The 20547-nt window shown below is 38.4% G+C and carries 17 protein-coding genes, 1 tRNA gene and 1 pseudogene; 9 read left to right on the forward strand and 10 right to left on the reverse strand.

What is annotated here, in order from left to right; translation table 11 throughout:
- On the forward strand, nt 1-361 hold a 361-nt coding region (locus tag AAOP42_RS11125), incomplete at its 5' end, for a hypothetical protein (RefSeq protein ID WP_349528587.1).
- 31 nt (nt 362-392) lie between these two features.
- On the opposite strand, the gene hemC is transcribed toward AAOP42_RS11125, so the two are convergent.
- From hemC to AAOP42_RS11145, 4 genes are all read right to left on the reverse strand, one after another.
- A complete protein-coding gene (gene hemC / locus AAOP42_RS11130) occupies nt 393-1316 on the reverse strand; it encodes a hydroxymethylbilane synthase (RefSeq protein WP_349528588.1) in 924 nt (307 codons plus the stop codon).
- Nucleotides 1317-1325: 9 nt separating this feature from the next.
- Nucleotides 1326-2453 (reverse strand): DNA polymerase III subunit, encoded by a 1128-nt coding sequence (locus tag AAOP42_RS11135; protein ID WP_349528589.1) that lies wholly within the window; start codon nt 2451-2453, stop codon nt 1326-1328.
- A complete protein-coding gene (locus tag AAOP42_RS11140; RefSeq protein WP_349528590.1) occupies nt 2450-3655 on the reverse strand; it encodes a GlmU family protein in 1206 nt (401 codons plus the stop codon). The genes AAOP42_RS11135 and AAOP42_RS11140 overlap by 4 nt, the downstream gene beginning before the upstream one ends.
- A gap of 68 nt (nt 3656-3723) precedes the next feature.
- The gene (locus AAOP42_RS11145; RefSeq protein ID WP_349528591.1) at nt 3724-3969 is read right to left on the reverse strand and encodes a type B 50S ribosomal protein L31; all 246 of its coding nucleotides are present in this window, start codon (nt 3967-3969) and stop codon (nt 3724-3726) included.
- 222 nt (nt 3970-4191) lie between these two features.
- Between AAOP42_RS11145 and AAOP42_RS11150 the strand changes: the two genes are divergently transcribed.
- The 3 genes from AAOP42_RS11150 (at nt 4192) to AAOP42_RS11160 (ending at nt 8607) form a co-directional block, all read left to right on the forward strand.
- Nucleotides 4192-5859 (forward strand): capsule assembly Wzi family protein, encoded by a 1668-nt coding sequence (locus AAOP42_RS11150; RefSeq protein WP_349528592.1) that lies wholly within the window; start codon nt 4192-4194, stop codon nt 5857-5859.
- A 120-nt stretch (nt 5860-5979) separates the two neighbouring features.
- Complete coding sequence (locus tag AAOP42_RS11155; protein WP_349528593.1) at nt 5980-7638, forward strand: S41 family peptidase; 1659 nt, start codon at nt 5980-5982, stop codon at nt 7636-7638.
- 135 nt (nt 7639-7773) lie between these two features.
- A complete protein-coding gene (locus AAOP42_RS11160) occupies nt 7774-8607 on the forward strand; it encodes a bile acid:sodium symporter family protein (protein WP_349528603.1) in 834 nt (277 codons plus the stop codon).
- 210 nt (nt 8608-8817) lie between these two features.
- On the opposite strand, the gene hemB is transcribed toward AAOP42_RS11160, so the two are convergent.
- From hemB to AAOP42_RS11180, 4 genes are all read right to left on the reverse strand, one after another.
- Nucleotides 8818-9792 (reverse strand): porphobilinogen synthase, encoded by a 975-nt coding sequence (hemB, locus tag AAOP42_RS11165; protein WP_349528594.1) that lies wholly within the window; start codon nt 9790-9792, stop codon nt 8818-8820.
- Between the two features lie 63 nt (nt 9793-9855).
- Complete coding sequence (gene amaB, locus AAOP42_RS11170; RefSeq protein WP_349528595.1) at nt 9856-11403, reverse strand: L-piperidine-6-carboxylate dehydrogenase; 1548 nt, start codon at nt 11401-11403, stop codon at nt 9856-9858.
- 139 nt (nt 11404-11542) lie between these two features.
- Nucleotides 11543-13030 carry a Do family serine endopeptidase gene (locus AAOP42_RS11175; protein ID WP_349528596.1) on the reverse strand — a complete coding sequence of 496 codons (1488 nt, stop codon included), beginning with the start codon at nt 13028-13030 and terminating at the stop codon, nt 11543-11545.
- A gap of 139 nt (nt 13031-13169) precedes the next feature.
- Nucleotides 13170-13607: an Hsp20/alpha crystallin family protein gene (locus AAOP42_RS11180; protein WP_349528597.1), complete on the reverse strand. Its 438-nt coding sequence runs from the start codon at nt 13605-13607 to the stop codon at nt 13170-13172.
- A 308-nt stretch (nt 13608-13915) separates the two neighbouring features.
- Between AAOP42_RS11180 and AAOP42_RS11185 the strand changes: the two genes are divergently transcribed.
- Nucleotides 13916-13989 (forward strand) — tRNA-Asn (locus AAOP42_RS11185).
- A gap of 237 nt (nt 13990-14226) precedes the next feature.
- Here AAOP42_RS11185 and AAOP42_RS11190 read toward each other — a convergent pair.
- Nucleotides 14227-17619, reverse strand: a complete 3393-nt coding sequence (locus tag AAOP42_RS11190; RefSeq protein WP_349528598.1) for a DUF1080 domain-containing protein — start codon at nt 17617-17619, stop codon at nt 14227-14229.
- 80 nt (nt 17620-17699) lie between these two features.
- Nucleotides 17700-18974 carry a Gfo/Idh/MocA family oxidoreductase gene (locus AAOP42_RS11195; RefSeq protein WP_349528599.1) on the reverse strand — a complete coding sequence of 425 codons (1275 nt, stop codon included), beginning with the start codon at nt 18972-18974 and terminating at the stop codon, nt 17700-17702.
- Between the two features lie 254 nt (nt 18975-19228).
- Between AAOP42_RS11195 and AAOP42_RS23780 the strand changes: the two genes are divergently transcribed.
- The 4 genes and pseudogenes from AAOP42_RS23780 to AAOP42_RS11210 all read left to right on the forward strand — a co-directional run bounded on the left by AAOP42_RS23780 (nt 19229) and on the right by AAOP42_RS11210 (nt 20328).
- Nucleotides 19229-19372, forward strand: coding sequence for a DMP19 family protein (locus AAOP42_RS23780; RefSeq protein WP_502947658.1), 144 nt, complete (start codon nt 19229-19231; stop codon nt 19370-19372).
- Nucleotides 19366-19617 (forward strand): annotated as a pseudogene (locus AAOP42_RS23785) (DMP19 family protein); the annotation flags it as partial. The gene AAOP42_RS23780 and the pseudogene AAOP42_RS23785, both read left to right, overlap by 7 nt.
- Before the next feature lie 80 nt (nt 19618-19697).
- Complete coding sequence (locus tag AAOP42_RS11205; protein WP_349528601.1) at nt 19698-20165, forward strand: hypothetical protein; 468 nt, start codon at nt 19698-19700, stop codon at nt 20163-20165.
- Nucleotides 20149-20328, forward strand: a complete 180-nt coding sequence (locus AAOP42_RS11210) for a hypothetical protein (RefSeq protein ID WP_349528602.1) — start codon at nt 20149-20151, stop codon at nt 20326-20328. The genes AAOP42_RS11205 and AAOP42_RS11210 overlap by 17 nt, the downstream gene beginning before the upstream one ends.
- The last annotated feature ends 219 nt before the right edge of the window (nt 20329-20547 follow it).

Consider the following 20547-nt stretch of genomic DNA (forward strand, 5'->3'; position numbering starts at 1 on the left):
CGGGGATACATTATTCGAAATATGCTATGATCGTTTTTCTTATTCTTATCAGAGATCGAGAAGCGTTTGTTATTCATTTTCTACTAAAAGTCCTGTCAATGAAGTGAAATATGTTTCCAGCCGGGATTTTCAAATTAGCGGGCAGATGTACAGAGTGTATAAGTTTTTGCAGGATGATCCTAATATTGCAGATGATGAAGAAATGTTTTTTTACTTACCGGACTTAGGTATTATAATTCGTAACAATGAATCATGGGGTGGGTCTGAAAAGCTTTTTTATGCTTCAGGCCATGCAAAATCGCAATTGGTGGTTTTGCTTGAAAATAAAATAATGGGGGATAAAGATTTTTTCACGCTATGACGAGAGTGAGTTTTATTTTTAATATGACCATTTATCCTTGCTCTTTCCTTATTTCTTCCAATATTTCGGCTCCTCCATTTTCCAAAACATATTTTCCAAGAGATTCTCCTGCTAGTTCTGGGTTGGTGATCGGAGCTTGTGATTCTGAAACGACGAATTTACTTCCATCTAAGCTGATGATGCCACCTTTTAGGACTACTTGATTCTCTATGACTTGTGCATAACCAAAGATTGGTACACTGCATCCTCCTTGCATTTTCTTAAGAAAAGCCCTTTCTGCTTTGATGGCAATTTCTGATGGCTTATGATTGATGCTATTGCGAACAAATTCTCGTTTTTCGCTGCTCAAAGAAGTGTAAGTTTCAATAGCGATGCTTCCCTGTCCTACTGCTGGTGTGAATTTCTGTACATCCATTTCCAATGCGATTTGATCATTGTATCCCATACGATGTACTCCGGCATAGGCAAGAAATAGTGCATCGCTCTGACCCTCTTCCATTTTTCTGATCCGGGTTTGCAAGTTTCCACGGATAGGTACTGTGCTAACTTCCGGATAATATTTTTTCAAAAAAGCAATTCTTCTTGTTGAAGAGGTGCCAATTTTCAAGTTGGAATTATTTAAATCAAGGTTTTTGTTGTTTGAAAGGAGTACGTCACTTGCTTTTTCTCTTTCACCGATAGCAATAAGTTCGAAACCATCTGGCAATTCTGATTGCATGTCTTTGGCACTATGTACGGCAATGTCAATAGCACCGGAAGCCAGTTGCTCTTCTATTTCCTCTGTGAAAACACCCTTACTTCCTATTTTGGAAATGCTCACATCCAAAATTTTATCTCCTTTGGTTTCGATGGTAACAATTTCTGTTTCTGCACCCTTTTTTTCCAACAAATCCTGAATATGATATGCTTGCCACAACGCCAACTTACTTCCCCTGGTTCCTATCTTTATTTTCATTTTTCAGTGCTATTTAGATGTCATCAACCTTCCTATTGTCAGGGACATATCCATGAAGAGAATTTTTGGGCTCGCATTTCTTCCCAGATGATAATGGGCTTTATTGAGTTCTCCTGATATTTTTTCCAAAACAGTCAAACTCAGTGCTTTTCCAAAATTTTTAACGAACCCACTTTCCTCTTCGTTTAATTTCAGTTCGTTGACGGTTGCCAGTTTTGCGATAAGTGCTTCTCTCATCATATTGAGCCCGTAGAGCAACAGCGTCATCTGAGCTGATTTATTCATAGAAGAAAATACATCATTCATTGCGGTAAGTTCTGAGAAATTTCTGGTCCAACACAGTCGCATCCAATCCCGAAACATTTTGTGTGCATCATCTTCTATTTCGTTGATAAGGGTGGATGCCTTATTTAAGTTCCCTTCTGCCAGTGCTGCTATTTTGTTGGCTTTTACTGAATCGACACCATGAGCTTTTTCCAAATGATGCGCTACCTCATCTTCACTAAAAGTCCTGATTTTGAGTAATTGACATCTTGAGAGTATGGTTGTCAGTAATTTTTCGTAATCGTTTGTTACCAACAAAAAAATCGTTTGAGCAGGTGGTTCTTCCAGTATTTTTAAAATACCATTGGCGGCATTCACATGCATGTATTCCGGTAACCAGATAAGCATGACTTTGTACTTTGCTTCAAAAGCTTTCAGAGATAAGTTCTTAATAATATTTCTGCTTTCTTCTTTAGAAATATTGGCTTGCTTGTTTTCAGCACCATAAAAGGAAGACCATTGTTCTATACCATTGTATGGGTTTGTCAAAGCGAAGTTTCTCCATTCGGGCAGATAGCTAGAGCTTACTACACTTTTTCCAGTTACTTTTTTAGTAGAACTTACAGGAAAAACGAATTGCACATCGGGATGTACCAGTTTGTCAATCTTTTTGCATGAAGAGCATTCACCACAGGAATCGGTATCGGATGGATTGGTACAGTTGATGTAAGTAGCGAAGGCCAATGACATGGCAAGATTGGCACTTCCCTCAGCACCAAAAAACAGCTGGGCATGTGCCACATGGTTTTCCTTAACCGCAGAGATAAGTTTCTGTTTGGTTTCTTCAAGACCGATGATATCAGAGAATCTCATAATTCATTTTTGTTTTCCCAAACCCTGTATTTTTCAGATCGCTTAAAAATTTCTTCAAAGATGCCATCATCAGGATCAGTCCATCCTTTGGTTTTTCTTCGCATGGCAATAGTGGCAGTTTCTTTGGCTTTATCTAAACGGTAAGTTGTGAATCCTGCTGAGCCACCCCAACTAAATGAAGGGATGACATTTCCGGGATACCCCGACCCAAAAATATTTGCACTCACTCCGACCACTGTACCAGTGTTGAACATCGTATTGATACCACATTTGGAATGATCTCCCATAATCAATCCACAAAATTGTAATCCTGTGTTGATGAATGAATCTTTGGTATAATCCCACATTTTTACTTGTGTATAGTTATTCTTCATGTTGGATGTGTTGGTGTCAGCTCCGAGGTTGCACCATTCACCTATTACAGAACTTCCCAAATACCCATCATGTCCTTTATTGCTGTACCCCATGATTACAGAGTTGGCTACCTCACCTCCTACTTTAGTATGGGGACCAAAGGTAGAGTCTCCTCTTATTTTTGCACCCATATTCACTTGGCCATATTCACACAAGGCAAATGGCCCCCTGATGATACTACCTTCATGAATTTTGGTATTTTTACCAATATATATTGGGCCATTTTCCGCATTCAGAATTGCCGCTTTTACTTCAGCCCCTTTTTCAAGGAAAATGTTTTTTTCATTGTAGATCCTGGTATATGGATCCTCCACGCCTATGGACTTTTGTCCTTTAGTCAGCAGGTCAAAATCTAACCTGATCTGATCTCCATTTTTAATGAAAATATCCCATGGCCTTTCTATCAAATCTACCTTTCCTGAATGTTCTACACTGATCAATTGATCATCGACTGCTTGGTTAAAAGTCGGCATAGAAGCAGCTTTTGAAGCTAAAAATTTTCCGTTTTGAGTAAGCTTTTGATTTTCTTGTAGGTTTTCAAGAGCTTTGATTAGCTGGTCATCAGGACAGAGCGAGGCATTTATAATAAGGTTAAGTGTGCCATCACCAATTGTTTCTGTTTTACCAAGGTAAGGCTCTGTAATAAGGTTGACCTCAGCACCTAGTTTAGCAGACCACTTTTCATGTATTTTCAGAATTCCGACTCTTAATTCCCCTATGGATCGGGTGTATGTAAGTGGTAATAACTGCAACCTCGTTTCAGCTATGTCGAGCAGGAAAATCTTCATCGGGCAAAAATAAAAAAGTCTTCAAGAAATTAGATTCCTGAAGACCTTTATATCCGAAATGAATTGGATTATTTCTTTTTGTATCTTTTGTTGAATTTCTCCACTCTACCAGCAGTATCCACAAATAGTTTTTTACCAGTATAAAAAGGATGAGAAGCAGAACTAACTTCCACTTTTACCAATGGATATTCATTGCCGTCTTCCCAAGTGATGGTTTCACTAGAAGTCATAGTTGACTTGGTGATAAATTTAAAGTCACTTGATGTATCGTGGAAAACGATTTCTTTGTATTCTGGATGTATGTCTTTTTTCATCTTGTATGATGTTTGATTCTTTTCAATTTCCCTAAAAAGGAGTGCAAAAGTAGAAAGAATAGATTAAAACACAAATTAATGTTGAGAATTAAAAAAGAAAGATCATGAAAAATATTTTCATACAGCCAGTAATTAGCTCATTCCAAATTAATTCAAAATATTTGCTATCAGTAAGAGCTTATAATAAAGATGCGAATCAAATGTTTTTTTTTAATTGCCGGAATGTCTTTTTTGAACTTTTGGACAAAAGCTCAGAGCACGTATGCCCCATTGAATGCAGATTACTATTATTTGATAGACCGCTATCAGGTTTTGAATTCCGATTTGTCTCAAAATCAAATCCATTCTTCATTTAAGCCATATAAAAGGAAATCCATTGCTGATTTTATCGATTCATTGGAATATAACACTTCCTCTTTTGATGAAGCCAATATAAAATACCTGAAAACAGACAATTGGGAATATTTTAAAAATGGAGATGAAGACAGTGAAAAACCGTTTTTGAAAGTTTTTTACAAGAAGAAACCTGATTTTGTGCATGTGGACACCAAAGATTTCGACTTGCATGTAAAACCTGTTTTATATTTCAGTACCGGACATGATGCCAATAGTACTTCCAGTCCATACATCAATTCGAGAGGAGTAGAACTTCGGGGTAAGATTGACAATAAAATTTCTTTTTATACTTTTTTGACCGAAAATCAGGCGGTGTTTCCAAAATATGTTCAAGACTATTCCTCCAGCCGTGGTATTGTTCCCAATGAAGGCTTTTGGAAACTATTTGGTGGAAATGGGTATGATTTTTTTACAGCCAGAGGCTATATCCAATTCAATGCTACGAAGCATATTGGCATTCAGTTTGGGCATGACCGCAATTTTGTGGGGAACGGGTACAGGTCTATGCTTCTTTCTGACATTTCTGCTTCCTATCCTTTTATCAAAATCCAGACTAAAATATGGAAGTTGCAATATACCAACCTGTATGCTGAACTAACTGCAGATGCACCCTATACAGCAACTGGTTCACTGGGTACAAAAGAATTTCCGAAAAAGTTTATGACGCTTCATCATCTGAGTATTAATGTCTCTAAAAAGCTCAATTTAGGAATTTTTGAATCGGTTATTTTTCATAGAGGAGACAGTACGGGCACAGCAATAGAATTCAATTATTTGAATCCTGTAATATTTTACAGCACTATTGAACAACAAACAGGAAGTCCGGACAATGCCCTGTTGGGGTTTGATTTTAAATGGAATGCAAAAAAGGGAGTTTCTTTCTATGGACAATTTATATTGGATGAATTGATCGTTGGAGAATTAAAATCCGGTAGGGGATGGTGGGGTAATAAATATGCCTATCAGCTAGGTGGAAAGTATTATGATGCATTTAAAATACCTCATCTGGATTTGCAGGCAGAGTACAATTACGCTCGTCCTTTTACTTATTCGCACGAGTCTATTTTCACCAATTATACACAATACCGTCAGCCTTTAGCTCATCCATTGGGAGCTAATTTTAAAGAGAAGATTTTCATAGCAAGATATCAGCCCCTGAAAAAGGTTTATCTCACCGGAAAAGTGATTCAGGCAGATTACGGCACTGATCCTGAGGGTGAAAATTTTGGCAGTGATGTGTTAAAATCTTACAATTCTAGGATTGATAATGTGAGATCAAATACTGATTATGGATATAATACAGGAGACGGTGTTTCCAACAAACTTTTATTTGTTGACCTTACTGTTTCTTATAGACTGAAACACAATCTTTTTGTGGATTTAAGACATGTTTACAGAAAGATGGAAAGTGAGTCTTCAATAAATAATTTCAATACTCAATTTTCTTCCTTGTCTTTGCGTTTAAATATTGCAGCCAGAGATTATAGTTTTTAACAGATAAAATCGGAAAATTTCAATAAATTGGCTTCAAAATTACCGTTGACAAATAGTTAGCATTCAAAAATCCATTTTACCCGATTGCCGTAAGGTTATATGTCTATCGAAGGAAGTTATATGAGAAAAGGAATAAAATATGTGTTATTGATCATTGTACCAGTTGTATCTATTGGTCTTTTTTCATTTACACCTACAGGGGATAAATACTTTCAGATCGCCAAAAATCTGGAAATATTTACTTCTATTTATCAGGAGTTGAATGAGAACTATGTAGATGAAATAAATCCAAACCAACTACTGAATACTGGAGTGAAGGCAATGCTCAAAAAGCTTGACCCATATACAGTATATATTCAGGAGGACGATATTGAGGATTACCGCACGATGGCTACCGGTGAATATGGTGGTATAGGCATCCAATCCAATAAGGTAAATGGAAAGCATGTGGTGCTCATGATCTATGAGAATTCACCCGCAGACCAAGCGGGAATTAAAATATCTGATGAGATTATCTCAATGGATGGAGTTGATGTGAGAGATAAGTCTGATTTAGAATTTGGTAAATTAATAAAAGGACAGGCCGGAACTGAAGTGCAACTCACCATCAGTCGAAACCTGGGAAGAGAGACACTCGATTTAACGATGAAAAGAGAAAAGATTGTCATTCCCAATATCAGCTATAAAGGCATGATTACAGAAGATATTGGTTATCTGAGGTTGAGTGAGTTCACAAGAGATGCCGGAGAAGATGTCAGAAAAACGGTAAAGGAATTGAAAGAACAAGGCGCAGAAAAAATAGTTCTTGATCTGCGTGAAAACCCCGGAGGATTGCTGAATGAAGCGGTGAATATATGCAATGTTTTTATACCTAAAGGACAAAAAGTAGTCCATACAAAGGGCAAAACGAAAAAGCAAAGCTACCTCTACAATACAAGGTTAGAACCACTTGATTTGAAAATCCCTCTGGCAGTACTGATCAATAGCAAAAGTGCATCAGCTTCAGAGATTGTGTCTGGGGTAATGCAGGACTATGACCGGGGAGTTCTTATTGGACAAAAATCTTACGGAAAAGGCCTGGTTCAGATGACAAAACCTTTGTCTTACAATGCTCAGTTGAAGTTGACTACTGCAAAATATTATGTGCCAAGCGGTAGGTGTATTCAGGCTTTAGATTATTCCCATAGAAGGTCGGATGGAAGTGTTGGCAGCATTCCTGACTCTTTGAAATCAACTTTTAAAACAACTAACGGCAGGATAGTATTTGACGGTGGAGGTGTAGATCCGGATATTGAAACCGAGGTGGTATCCCTATCCTCTTATTCTGCAAATCTGGCCGAGAGTGGACTCCTTTTTGAATATGCGACTAAATACTACTTTTCGCATGAAAAGATCGCTGATGCGAAAAGTTTTCACCTGACCAATGAAGAGTATTCTGAATTTATGGATTGGATGAAAACTAAAGATTTTGAAAATAATTCTTTGGCGGAAGAAACTATATCAGAGTTAAGAAAAGCGTCTGAAAGTGATAAAGTATATAAGAATTTGTTGGATGAAATTGACCAACTCCAAGCCAAGGTCACTTCATTGAAGTCCAATGGACTGACTACCTACAGAGAAGAGATAACCAGACTTTTGGAAGAAGGAATAATATCACGCTACTACCTCAAAAGGGGTGTAGTGGAAGCATCTCTTGAGCAAGATGTGGACGTAAACAAAGCTATTGAGGTGCTAAATAACTCTAACGAGTACAATGAAGTGCTGGCAAGTGTTAAGTGATAAGATGTTTATATATTTCCTTAAATTGAGTTTCTACACTTACCACTTTTCAATTTGCAAGAATCTTTAGATCAGGTTATTTTAAATTTCAATAAAGACTCACTTCTTCTTCTGAATGTTTGTCTGGCATTTATAATGTTCGGAGTGGCACTGGAATTAAAGGTTGAGAATTTCAGACGTATATTCAAAACACCAGTCCCAATCCTTACGGGATTAGTTGCACAATTTATCTTACTTCCTGCGGGAACATTTCTTTTAATATTATTGATACAACCAACGGCCAGTGTGGCACTGGGAATGATATTGATTTCGGCATGTCCTGGAGGAAATGTTTCCAATTTCTTCTCAATGATGTCTAAGGGGAACGTGGCATTATCAGTAAGTATTACTGCTATTTCTACTGCTTTGTGCATATTTATGACACCATTCAATTTGGCATTATGGAGTAATTTTTATGCACCAACACGTGCGATATTGCAAGAGGTTAATCTGGAGATGTCTAATGTGGTTATCACTATATTTATGGTATTGCTGATTCCACTGATTTTGGGGATGCTACTATCAGCAAAAAGACCGGATTTGTCTTCGAAAATCAGTGGACATATTCGTAAAATGTCACTTGTAATCTTTGGTGCATTTGTTTTGGGAGCTCTGGCTGCTAATTTTGACATTTTTCTCCATCACATTGCAGCGGTTATATTGCTGGTGACACTTCACAATGGAATGGCTCTATTGATTGGGTATTTTTCAGCAAAGTCAATCCGCTTACCTTTAGCTGACAGAAGATCTATCTCCATTGAAACAGGGATTCAAAACTCCGGTTTAGGACTTATTTTGATATTTGATTTTTTTCAAGGGCTTGGAGGAATGGCTATTGTAGCAGCATGGTGGGGTATATGGCATTTAACCTCTGGACTTATGTTGTCCTGGTATTGGTCAAAAAAGGAACTCGTCGAAGATTTGGCTTGATTAATCGAATCACCTAAAAATACGAGCCAATTATCGTATGATATTCACTACTTATCGAATAGTTCTAAAATCAACTCTGTAAAAATTTAGTTTTGTAATATAAAGTTCGCTTAGAGAGTCAACTCTAACTAACGCACAGGGTCTAATTTGCTATGGAGGCAGGTTATGAATAAAATTTGTAAGCATCCCGACACGAATCGGGATGTTTTTTTATTTGTTCAGATAGTATGCCGCTTCCTTGGCAAAATAAGTAAGAATTACTTTAGCACCAGCTCGTTTAATACTCAATAGAGACTCCATCATTACTTTGTCAGCATCGAGCCATCCCATTTTTCCGGCAGCTTTTACCATAGAGTATTCTCCCGATACGTTGTAAGCTGCAATAGGAAGGTCGTAATTATCTTTTAATAATTTAATGACATCTAAATAAGCCAATGCAGGTTTTACCATCAGAAAATCTGCACCCTCTTCTTCATCTAAATCAGCTTCTATAATTGCTTCGCGTTGATTGGCCGGATTCATTTGATACGTTTTTTTATCACCAAATTTTGGAGCTGAATCAAGTGCATCTCTAAAAGGACCGTAGAAGGCACTGGCATATTTAGCTGTATATGACATTATGGAAGTGTTTTCAAAACCGTTTTCATCCAACAAATCCCGAATGTATTCTACCCTTCCATCCATCATGTCAGAAGGACCAATAATATCAACACCCATTTCGGCTTGCGTAAGTGCCATAGAACCCAATATCTCAAGGGTTTCATCATTCAAAATATTGCCGTTTTCATCTACCAAACCGTCATGTCCATCGCTGCTATAAGGATCCATAGCTACATCTGTCATTATGCACGCTTCAGGAAATTCTTCTTTAATAATGGACAGGGATTCGTTGTAAAAAAAGTCAGGATCGTAGCTTTTTGAGGCGGTCTTATCTTTATGTATTTCATCCACTACAGGAAAAATGTCAAAAGCACGAATGCCAAGATTCATGCATTCATCTATTTCTTTCAACATTAAATCCGTTGAATACCTGAATATTCCGGGCATAGAATTTACCTCGGATTTTTTCTTTTTGCCTTCTAATAAAAAAAGAGGAAACATGAAATCACTTGTGGACAATTTTGTTTCTTCAAGCATCTTGCGAATCACAGCCGATTTCCTATTTCTTCTTGGTCTTTTTAGCATAATTGATATTTTTTATAAAATGAGACACATATCCCAAAAGTGTTTTGTCAGAGTAATATTTTTTTAACTCAAATCAAATTTTATGCCTTGAGCCAGTGGCAGGCTGGTAGAGTAATTTATGGTATTTGTCTGTCTTCGCATATATACTTTCCAGGCATCTGATCCTGATTCCCGGCCACCACCTGTTTCTTTTTCACCACCGAATGCACCACCTATTTCTGCACCTGAAGTGCCTATATTGACATTGGCGATACCACAATCGGAACCAGCATGAGATAAAAATAATTCAGATTCTCGCATGTTTTTGGTCATAATAGCTGATGAAAGACCTTGAGGAACATCATTTTGGATGGCGATAGCTTCTTCCAAATCGGAGTATTTGATCAAATACAATATTGGAGCAAAGGTTTCGTGTTGGACAATTTCAAAATGGTTTTCTACCTCATAGATGGCAGGTTTCACATAGCAACCGGATTCATAACCATTGCCTTTTAATACTCCACCGGCTACTATCTGCTTGCCACCCTGAACGGCCAGTTTTTCAAGTGTTTCATTATATAGGGTTACTGCATGTTCATCAATTAAAGGCCCCACATGGTTATTTTCATCCAATGGATTCCCGATTTTTAGCTGCCCATAAGCACTTACCAGTTTGTTTTTTACTTCTTCAAATATTTCTTCGTGAATAATCAAACGCCTTGTTGAAGTACAACGCTGACCAGCTGTACCTACAGCTCCAAAAACTGCACCAACCAGCGACATATCTAAATCTGCTTCTTTAGAAATGATGATGGCATTGTTTCCACCAAGTTCTAAAAGAGACCGTCCAAGCCTTCTTCCAACTGCTTCGCCAACGGCTTTACCCATCCGGGTAGAACCCGTTGCTGAGACCAAAGAGATTCTATCGTCATTGGATATTAACTGACCAATTTCGGCATCACCTACTACCAGATTACTGACTCCCTCAGGAACACCATTTTGTTCAAATACTTTCGAAGTAATATTTTGACAGGCTATTGCTGTTAGAGGTGTCTTTTCGGATGGTTTCCAAATACATACATCACCACATACCCAGGCCAGTGTGGCATTCCAGGCCCAGACAGCTACAGGGAAATTAAAGGCGGAAATAATGCCAACTATACCCAACGGATGATACTGCTCATACATCCTATGACCGGGTCTTTCAGAATGCATAGTCAACCCGTATAATTGTCGGGAAAGGCCTACAGCAAAATCACATATATCTATCATCTCCTGGACTTCTCCTAAACCCTCCTGGTAAGATTTTCCCATTTCGTAAGAGACGAGTTTTCCAAGATCTTCTTTATTCTGTCTTAAAGCATCACCAAGTTGACGGACAACTTCACCTCGCTTGGGAGCAGGAATTATGCGCCATTCTCTGAAAGCGACCTGAGCACTTTCCACCACATGGTCATAGCTGTCTTTTGTGGCAAGATCAACTTTAGCGATAAGCTTTCCATCTACAGGAGATACAGAGACTATTTCGTTCACACCAGATTTGACCCAATAAGCACCCGTGGAAGTTCCATTGTTATCGTCCTCAATGCCAAGGTTTTTAAGAGCTGATGCAATTCCAAAATTATCTTTCATTTGTAATGCTGTTTTAGTTTAGACAAATCTAAGGTTTGTACGATCAATTGATAATTTTTTTGACATAAAAAAAGTCCGCAACCAGCGGACTTTTTACTAAAATGAAATTTGAAATGTATGACTTTCTTTGGTGTTTTATTTACCAACCAATTCCATAATATGCTTTTTCACCATTGGGATAGATTCCTTCTATCAGTAATCCATCTCCGGGAGCTGTACGAGTCAGTAAGCTCGACAAATCTTCAACATTGTTGATCTTACGTTTGTCTATTCCAGTAATTATAAACCCTTCTTTTAAGCCTGCGTCTTTCCATTTTCCCTTCTCTAGTTTAGCTATTTTCACTCCTCCTTCAAGGTCAAGGTTTTCTTTATCTTTTTTGGATACGTCCTCGAATGTTGCACCTGAAATGATAAAGTTATTGCTCGAAGCTACAGTGTTAGTAGTACCAAGTGTGTTTTTCAATACAGCATATACTGTTTTTTCTTTTCCTCCTCTGATCAACTGCACTTTTATTTTATCCCCAGGACGATGCAAAGCAACTTTCTCTTGTAACTCTGCGGTTTTAGTTACTTTTTGGTCATCCACTGAGATGATCACATCACCTTTTTCAATACCTGCTTCGTCTGCAGCTCTATCTTCTTGTACAGCAATTACATATACACCTTCCAATACTCCCAGATCTTCTTCTTCATTTAGTTTTGAATCAACATCCCTAATATTGATGCCGAGCAAGGCCCTTTGTACCACACCGAACTCTTTGAGGTCTGCCACTACTTTTTTTACTAACGTAGCAGGTACAGCAAAGGAATAACCTGCGTAAGTACCCGTGGGAGTAGCAATTGCAGTGTTGATGCCAATCAATTCTCCCCTTACATTTACTAATGGGCCGCCGGAATTACCCGGGTTTACCACAGCATCGGTTTGAATAAATGATTCGATTTGCAAATTGTTTTTATCTCTTATTATATTGATGTTTCTGCCTTTGGCACTCACAATACCTGCGGTAACAGTGGATCTAAAATTGTCTCCAAAAGGGCTTCCTACTGCCAATACCCATTCTCCAATTTGAATTTTGTCGGAGTTTCCCATTTTCACAGTTGGAAGGTTGTTTGCTTCTATCTTGACCAATGCAATATCTGTTTGTGAATCTGTTCCTATTACTTTTCCCTTATATGACTGATTATCATTTAAGACTACTTCTATTTCATCTGCCTTATCCACCACGTGGTTATTGGTAATGATATATCCATCTTCCGAAATAATTACGCCAGAACCTGATCCGGCTGATTGTCTTCCCTGTGGGCTTTGTCCATCAAAATAGTCTCGAAGTAATTCATCGAAAGGGCCTTGAGCTCCTCCCCGGCTTGCTGACTGAGCTTCATACATAGTTCGGATATGTACAACAGCAGGGGTCACCACTTTGGATGCAAACACGAAATTTAATCCTTGTGGAATGACCACTTCAGATGTGTCCATTGTGAAATTGGAATATCGAATATTCTGATTCTCAATAGCTGCCGGATAACTGGGTGTATCCGGTTCCATTAACTTATATCCTCCCAGTGCTATTATTCCTCCAAATAATGAAGCGAATAGCAATCCAAATAGAAATTGTCTTTTATCCATGGTCTTTAACTTTCTGTTGATTCATTAATTATACGCAATTACGAAGGAAACGATAACAGATCAGTAATGATGTTTTCCTTAACAATATTTAACAAAAAAGTCCGCAAATGCGGACTTTTTTGAACTGACCTAATTTAACTTACTTCACAGCAATGGTTTTTTTGACCACTTTTTTCTCATCTTTAGGTATAACGATACTAAGGATTCCATCCTTATAATTGGCTTCTACTTTTTCTTCGTTGACATTGTCGGGAAGGTAGAAAGACCTTTTGAAGGATCCGAAATAACTTTCTCTGGAATGAAAGTTTTTCTCATTTTTTTCATTTTCAATTTTTCTTTCTCCACTGACGGTTAGTTTTCCATCTTGCAAATCAATATTAAGACCTGACTTGTCAACTCCCGGAACTACAAAGTGAAGTTCAAAAGCTTTCTCTGTTTCTGCTACATCTACCTGTGGAACGAAAGAGTAACCTCCGTTTTTTTGCGGTGTTGCAAAATGATCATTAAAAAAACGATCAAATAGATTGTTAAAAGATACTGGTCTTAATTCTGTTGGATTATACTTTATAAGTGACATAATTTTAAAAATTTTAAGTTTAACATTTAACTACGATAAGGGTATTAGTAAATATTATGCCATCTCATTTTTTACTACTTTTTAATGACATTATGACTTGATTTTAAGACTATCAGAAAATTATAAAGACATTATGGCTTGATTTTAATGAAAATAGGGAAATCCATGAAGAAGAATTTGCTGTGTTCAGCAAGCCTTAATTTTTTTATGCTCCTGAAGAAAAAATATTGAATTTTTGTTTTGCGCATTAAATAATAGCAACTAATATTGCATTCCAATTTCAAGAACTGCTTGAAATGAGAGCAAATTCCTTCTTAGCTCAGTTGGTTAGAGCATCTGACTGTTAATCAGAGGGTCCTTGGTTCGAGCCCAAGAGAAGGAGCAAAAAGCCACTTACATATATGTAAAGTGGCTTTTTTGTTTTATCGGTTTATTAAGTATCAAGCAATAAATCTAATATTACAACCTATTGCAATGGTGTGTATTTCCAGAAAAAAGAGATCACTATTTTGAAAAAGCTATAGCAAAATAGAGGGATGCCTCCGTTTTTTTATAAAAAAAGACCGTCCCTTTTGAGACAGCCTCTTTCCTGTTATCTTTTTTTATTGAGCAGCTAATATTATTTCCCTAAATCCTTAATCCTAAGGTTTCTGAATTTCACCACATCTCCATGGCCGAGGAACCCAATGTAACCTTTTGTCCTGTTCAGGCCAGGATGATTTTTATGATCCAATGTACCGTTCTTAGATGCTTCTTTTATGTCTCCATCTACGATAACAGTGCCATTCAAAATCACTTTTACTCTGGATCCCTGAACGATCACTTCTTCGCTGTTCCATTCTCCCACAGGTTTCAAATAACCTCTTTTGGCAGGAATCACTCCATACACAGAGCCGTGATATTGATATTCTTGCAACCCACTGTAAATAGAGGCAGTGTTGTCAAGTATCTGCAATTCCATACCTGCGTAAGCCGCATCGCCTTCCAGAGGAGCCCTGATTCCCAAGCCATTGTTGGCACCAGGAGTCAGTTGAAATTCGAACCTGAAATTGAAATCGCTGTATTCTTTTTCGGTGAACAGGTTGCCATGTCCACCTCGCTTTGGCCTGATAACGATTTCCCCGTCTTCCACCAAATAATCCGTTTTGTTTCCCTGCCATCCATCAAGATTGGAGCCATTGAACAGAGAAGTAAATCCGGCAACTTTTTCATCTTCAGACAATTTATATTCACCAGCTTTTATTTCTCTTACATATATATTTCTAAAAGCAAGATCAGTACCATGAGCCTGTAGTTCTATTGATCCGGTAGGGAAAATAGGTTGCTTTCTGTCCCAGTAGTTGTCCATGGTAACGTCATCTACCACCAACACACCATTGGAGTAAACAGTTACTTTTTCGCCAATCATAATTATACGGAAAGTATTCCATTCATTGATTGGATTGTCTGTGACTTTAAGTGGCTTACTTTCGTGAGGGTTGTTATTGTATAATCCACCTGAACCAACCTGTGCTCCTACATCTACTCTGGAAGTATCCCAAATTTGCACTTGCGGCGTACCTCTTAAGTAAATACCACTATCTCCATCTTTCGAAATTCTCCAATCAACGATCATTTCAAAATCGCCATATTCTTTTGTTGAACAAAGGTTGGCTCCATGACCACTAAAGGCAATAGTTCCATCTTTAACACTCCAGTTTTCAAGCATTTTTTCATTGGCTTCAAGTTGTTTTTTTACCAACTCATTTTGCTTCATTTTAGCCCTTGATATAGGATTGCCTACCAGCCCCTGCCATCCAGTCAGGTCTTTGCCGTTAAACATGGATACAAAACCAACATCGGTTGGCATGGCATCCAGGTAATTTCCAATGTCTATTTTATAATACTGACTTTCAGGGCCACTGATAATGTTGTTTACTTTTTCTAACCCTTTTCTCACCAAATCTCCATACAAACCTACTTTTCTTCCATTTGGAGGAAGCGCAATACGCATGGCAGACTCACAAGCTTGCTGCTGTACTGCTTTGTCATCTAAAAAGCCAGACACGTACAAAAAGCTGAGGAAAGTTTTGACGTTTCCGAGTGCTTTGATCACACTGTTTTTTTGATCATTGGAAGAGGCATAAGGCATGATGTTGCTCAGGTGCAACAATTTTTGGTCATCCGGCAATTTGGATGAAGCTACCTGCTTCACAAAACCATCGAATGCTTTGCTTTTAAATGCCCCTTTATCGGTTTTGCTTATGTTGTACAAAATGATGGAAGCATCTTCGTTTTTCCAGTTCACCAACGCATCAAATGCTGCTTCTTTGTCTGATCCACTTCCTTTCTCAAACAAATCTTTGATGGTATTCAAGGCATTCATGCCTCCCAACTCAGGCAAAATGGTGATAATTCTTTCTTTCTGACCTTTTGATTTCAAAGCAGCAAGAAATGGCTTTGTTTTCTCATCTTCAGATGAAATCCCGTCAACAGCACTAATCAATGCTTTTTGTGTTTCCATGATTTCAAAATCACTATTCGCTTTGTACAGAAGGTCCATCAACTGATCCACATTTTCTTCTTGTGAAATCCTTTTTAAGGATTTAAAAGCGGCTTCCTTCAATTTGGCGTCACCATTTGAAGTAAAAGGAAAAACCTGATTGAATAATCCTGATGCGCTTTTAGCAGCAAGCACATTGATGGCGACAGTTTGTGCCGGAGCAGATGAGCTCTTAAGCAACTCTGAAAATGGGCTAATGTGCTTTTTGTCCGAAATAGTAATCAAAAGGCTTTCTATATAAGCCAGTTCATCTGTATATGACGTTCTTTTTACCAATGAAATCAAATCGCTAAGTGCATCCGCCCCAATAAGGCTGGTGAGTGCATAGGCAGCCGATCCCCTTACTTCAGATGAACTGCTGTTGAGTGAAGATTTCAAATAAGGAATGGCCGCCATGTCTTTGCGTCTTCCGAGCATCAATATTATATCTGACTGAATAGCAGGAGTAAGCGACTTAGATTTTTCAATCCATGCTTTAGTATCCGCAACTCCACCAATTTTTTCGGCGGTAAGCAAAATGGAATTTCTATAAGGCTTATCCGGGTTGTCGATGGCTTTCATCAAATCACCTGAAATTTCATAGCCAAAATATTTGGCCAATATGCTGTAAGCTGCTGCTCTGTTGTGCAACTGAGCTGTCGTTTTACTGCTTTTGATGATGGTTTTGCAGATTTTTTCAGAAAGGGCAAGATTCTGATCTTCTCCCAATCTGTCAGCATAGCGTGTCAATGCACTTACTGCATTGGTAGCTTCATAACCATATCCAGCGGTCTTTGCCGCACTCAAAAGAGCACTTGCGGATGATGCATCGGCAATATTTGCCAGGGCATAAAGTACTACTCTTTGTAAACTGCTGTTATCAGATCCCAACAGGTTAGCAATAGCAGTATTAGCGGCTTTCGATTTCATATCGCCCAGGCCTTTCACCATCAATACTTGATTTTCACCTTTGGCACTGCCAAGGGCTTTGATCAATTCATTTTCTGCTTCTGAAGAAGCTACTGTCATTAACAGCATTATGGCATCTGACCCTAGCCTTTCATCTTGCAAATACTTGGCAGCAATTGCTACCGACTTATTGTTAGCTACCAGTTTCAATTGGTACAGAAAAAAGGCTTTCACTTCTTTGTCTCCGGTTTTTTCCAATGCCTTAATCAAGGCATCTTCTGCCACCATTTTTGCTTCCTCATTGCCCCATTCTCCAGAGTAGCGTACCAATCCATTGATGGCCAATCTTACGGCGGTATCGTCTCCGGTTCCGGGAGCAGTTACTTTATCGGTGAACATTTGTAACCCTTTGTCACCCAATATGGCCATTTCAGCCATCAACTTATTGCGATGAATCAAATCGTCAGTGGGCATTTGAGCCAGAATATCGGCTACTTTTGTTTCGGTAGTTCTTACGTCCTGCGGTATCGCCTGAAAAGATATCATCAGGCATAAAATAAAATATATCAGTCTTGTTTTCATTCCTATGTTATTTGAAACATTGCTCTTTTTATCCGAATGATCAGCCAAGCATTGTTCGTTTATATTTTGTATGATTTGAATTAAAAAGTCCATGGTCCTCTCATTGGCTGATCCAGCAACCTGTTGGCTGCATCGTCATCAATGAATTCCTGTTTCACTGGATCGAAGTTTAACGAACGTCCCAGACGCACGGCAATCACGCCCATGTTTACCATGGTACACGATCTGTGTCCATTCATTTCATTCAAAGCAAATTTTTGCCTTGTGCGTACTGAATCGGAAAAAGTTGTGATTTGTGGTTCCGGATCAGGCAGGGTTTCTGCCAGTTTTTTGATGTCTTTAATATCAGACTTAAAACCTCTGAAAATCTTTCCATTTGGCCCTTCGATGTATGCTGCATCCTTGTCTTTGTTTTCTCCATCAAGGACAATTTTACATCCGTCGGCATAAGTGAATTCAATTCTTCTCCAAGAACCTACCGCATCATCATGCTGTTGTGGCGCATCTACATCCACACGCACCGGACTGGTATCGTCTTTGCCCAAAAGGTATTGAACCGGATCGAGGTAATGCTGTCCCATGTCACCTAGTCCACCGCCATCATAGTCCCAATATCCACGGAATTTGGAGTGCACCCTTTCCGGGTTGTAAGGCTTGTATGGTGCTGGCCCCAACCATCTGTCATAGTCAAGGTTTTCAGGAACCTCCATAGGAGTGAGGTTGGTTTTACCACTCCAGTAAAACTTCCAGTTGTAGCCAGTGATGCCACTTACAGTAAATTTCAGCGGCCATCCTAAAACGCCACTGTCAACTACTTTTTTCAAAGGCTTGACATCCGTGCCCAAACCGTAAAAGTTGCTTTTAAACCTGAACCATGTATTGAGTCGGAACATCCTGCCATGTTTGTTTACTTCCTCCACTACGCACTTGCCTTCTCCTATGGTTCTTGTCATTGGTTTTTCACACCAGATATCCTTTCCGGCACGAGCAGCTTCTGCAGCCATTAAACCATGCCAGTGTGGTGGAGTAGCAATGTGTACTATATCTATATCAGGTTGTTGCAGTAGCTCTCTATAATCAGAATAGGTTCTGATGTCATTTCCGCCGGCAGCATCCAACGCCAGTTTCAGGTGTTTGGTATCGACATCACAAATAGCCAGGAGCTTAGTGCCTTCATATTCGATGTGTCCCCGTCCCATACCACCTACTCCAATGATGGCCTTGGTCAACTGATCACTCGGGGCTGTGTAACCCGAGCCTCCTAATACGTGACGTGGTACGATCATGACACCTGCCATCGCCACCACCGAGGATTTTAGAAAGCCCCGTCTTGATTTTCCTGATTCTATAGTCATATTAATTTTTATTTTTTCACTAATCTATGCAATACGGGAGTAATCAAGGGGGTAATAAACAGGGTAATGCCCTAAAATAATAAAAGGAATGGGTATATATTTGAAGGGGAGAGGGAGGAAAAGTGAGGTTATTTAATTGTTAGACCCAATTACTTGTATGTCGCAAGAAAAGACTTCAAATACAGATTTAATCGACAACCTTTATGAACTGGCTGGTAAGGAACTCATGAATAAGGTAACTGACTGGTCAAACCATGAACTTTGGAGACAATCGGTCAACGAACTCGAAGAAACACTCAAAGCTTTATCTTATAGGCATTTTCAATCAACAGATAATGAACGGTGGATTTATCCAATATTTTGACAACTCTTATGGCAGTTTGCTTATGATACTTTAAGGATGTTGAAGAGTATAAATGCGAATAAATCTGCTAATTTATTAGAACAAGCACTAAAAATTGTTAACCCCGAACAACTAAGTGAGCGAGGATTTTCCAAATTTATAGCGAATAACATCGTTAACATTGACTTTGGTGACGAACTTGACAAACTCGACGATAAGTATTACGAACTTGAAAACTCTGAAGATCTAGAATTACTTTTGGCAAACTGGATAAAACTGAGCCCAACAAATTACGAATGAAAGGACGTTCCTCTACTGCTCTTATAAGCTCCAATCATCAAGCTTCTTGCAATTATTAACGTATTTAGCGAGCTTTGAATATGATCAAGAGAATCTATATTGATACCTCAGTGTTTGGCGGTTATTTCGATTCGGAATTTGAATTGCAAACCAAACCTTTTTTTGAAACCATCTTGACTCAGGGAACTATCATCTTGATTTCTGAAATAATAGAACTGGAAATTTATAAGGCTCCTGAGCATATTGTTGCACTTTTTGAGTCTCTTCCAGAGCAACTAATAGAGCGAGTGGAACTTACGGATGAAGCGAGACAATTAGCCGAAACCTATATAACCGAAAAGGTAGTTGGACGTACAAGTATGGCAGACTGTCAACATATCGCATTAGCAACAATTAGCAAGGCAGATGTTTTGGTAAGTTGGAATTTTAAACATATTGTCAATCTGGAACGAATAAGAGGATATAATTCCATTAACTTTAGGGAAGGATATCAAATGACAGAAATACGAACTCCCAACGAAATATTTAGAAATGAAGACAACAACTAAATTTCCGAAGATGGTGGAGCGGATGAGAGAAATTCGTGATGAGGTGAGCCATGATATTATGAACATGTCGTTGGAAGAAGAAAAAGCATACATTGCCGACCAGCTTAACAAGCTAAAAATTAAAAGGTCAATGGCCAGTGATTCTGTAAACAGTCCTAAGTAAATCAAATTATAATAGGCATAGCACTCTTTTGTATTGGCATTTTCACCTTATTCTCGTTTGGGAAAAGTATAAAAATGAAGTGGACTTACAACAAAAAACCGGACAAAAAGTTAAGCGCATATTGAACAATTAATTTTCCCATATTGTTCGGGGGTTTTATACCCTAGATATGAGTGTTTTCTTTTACGGTTGTACCAGATTTCTATAAACTCAAACACA

Source organism: Reichenbachiella sp. MALMAid0571 (assembly GCF_040151475.1).
Classification (GTDB): domain Bacteria; phylum Bacteroidota; class Bacteroidia; order Cytophagales; family Cyclobacteriaceae; genus CAXBNB01.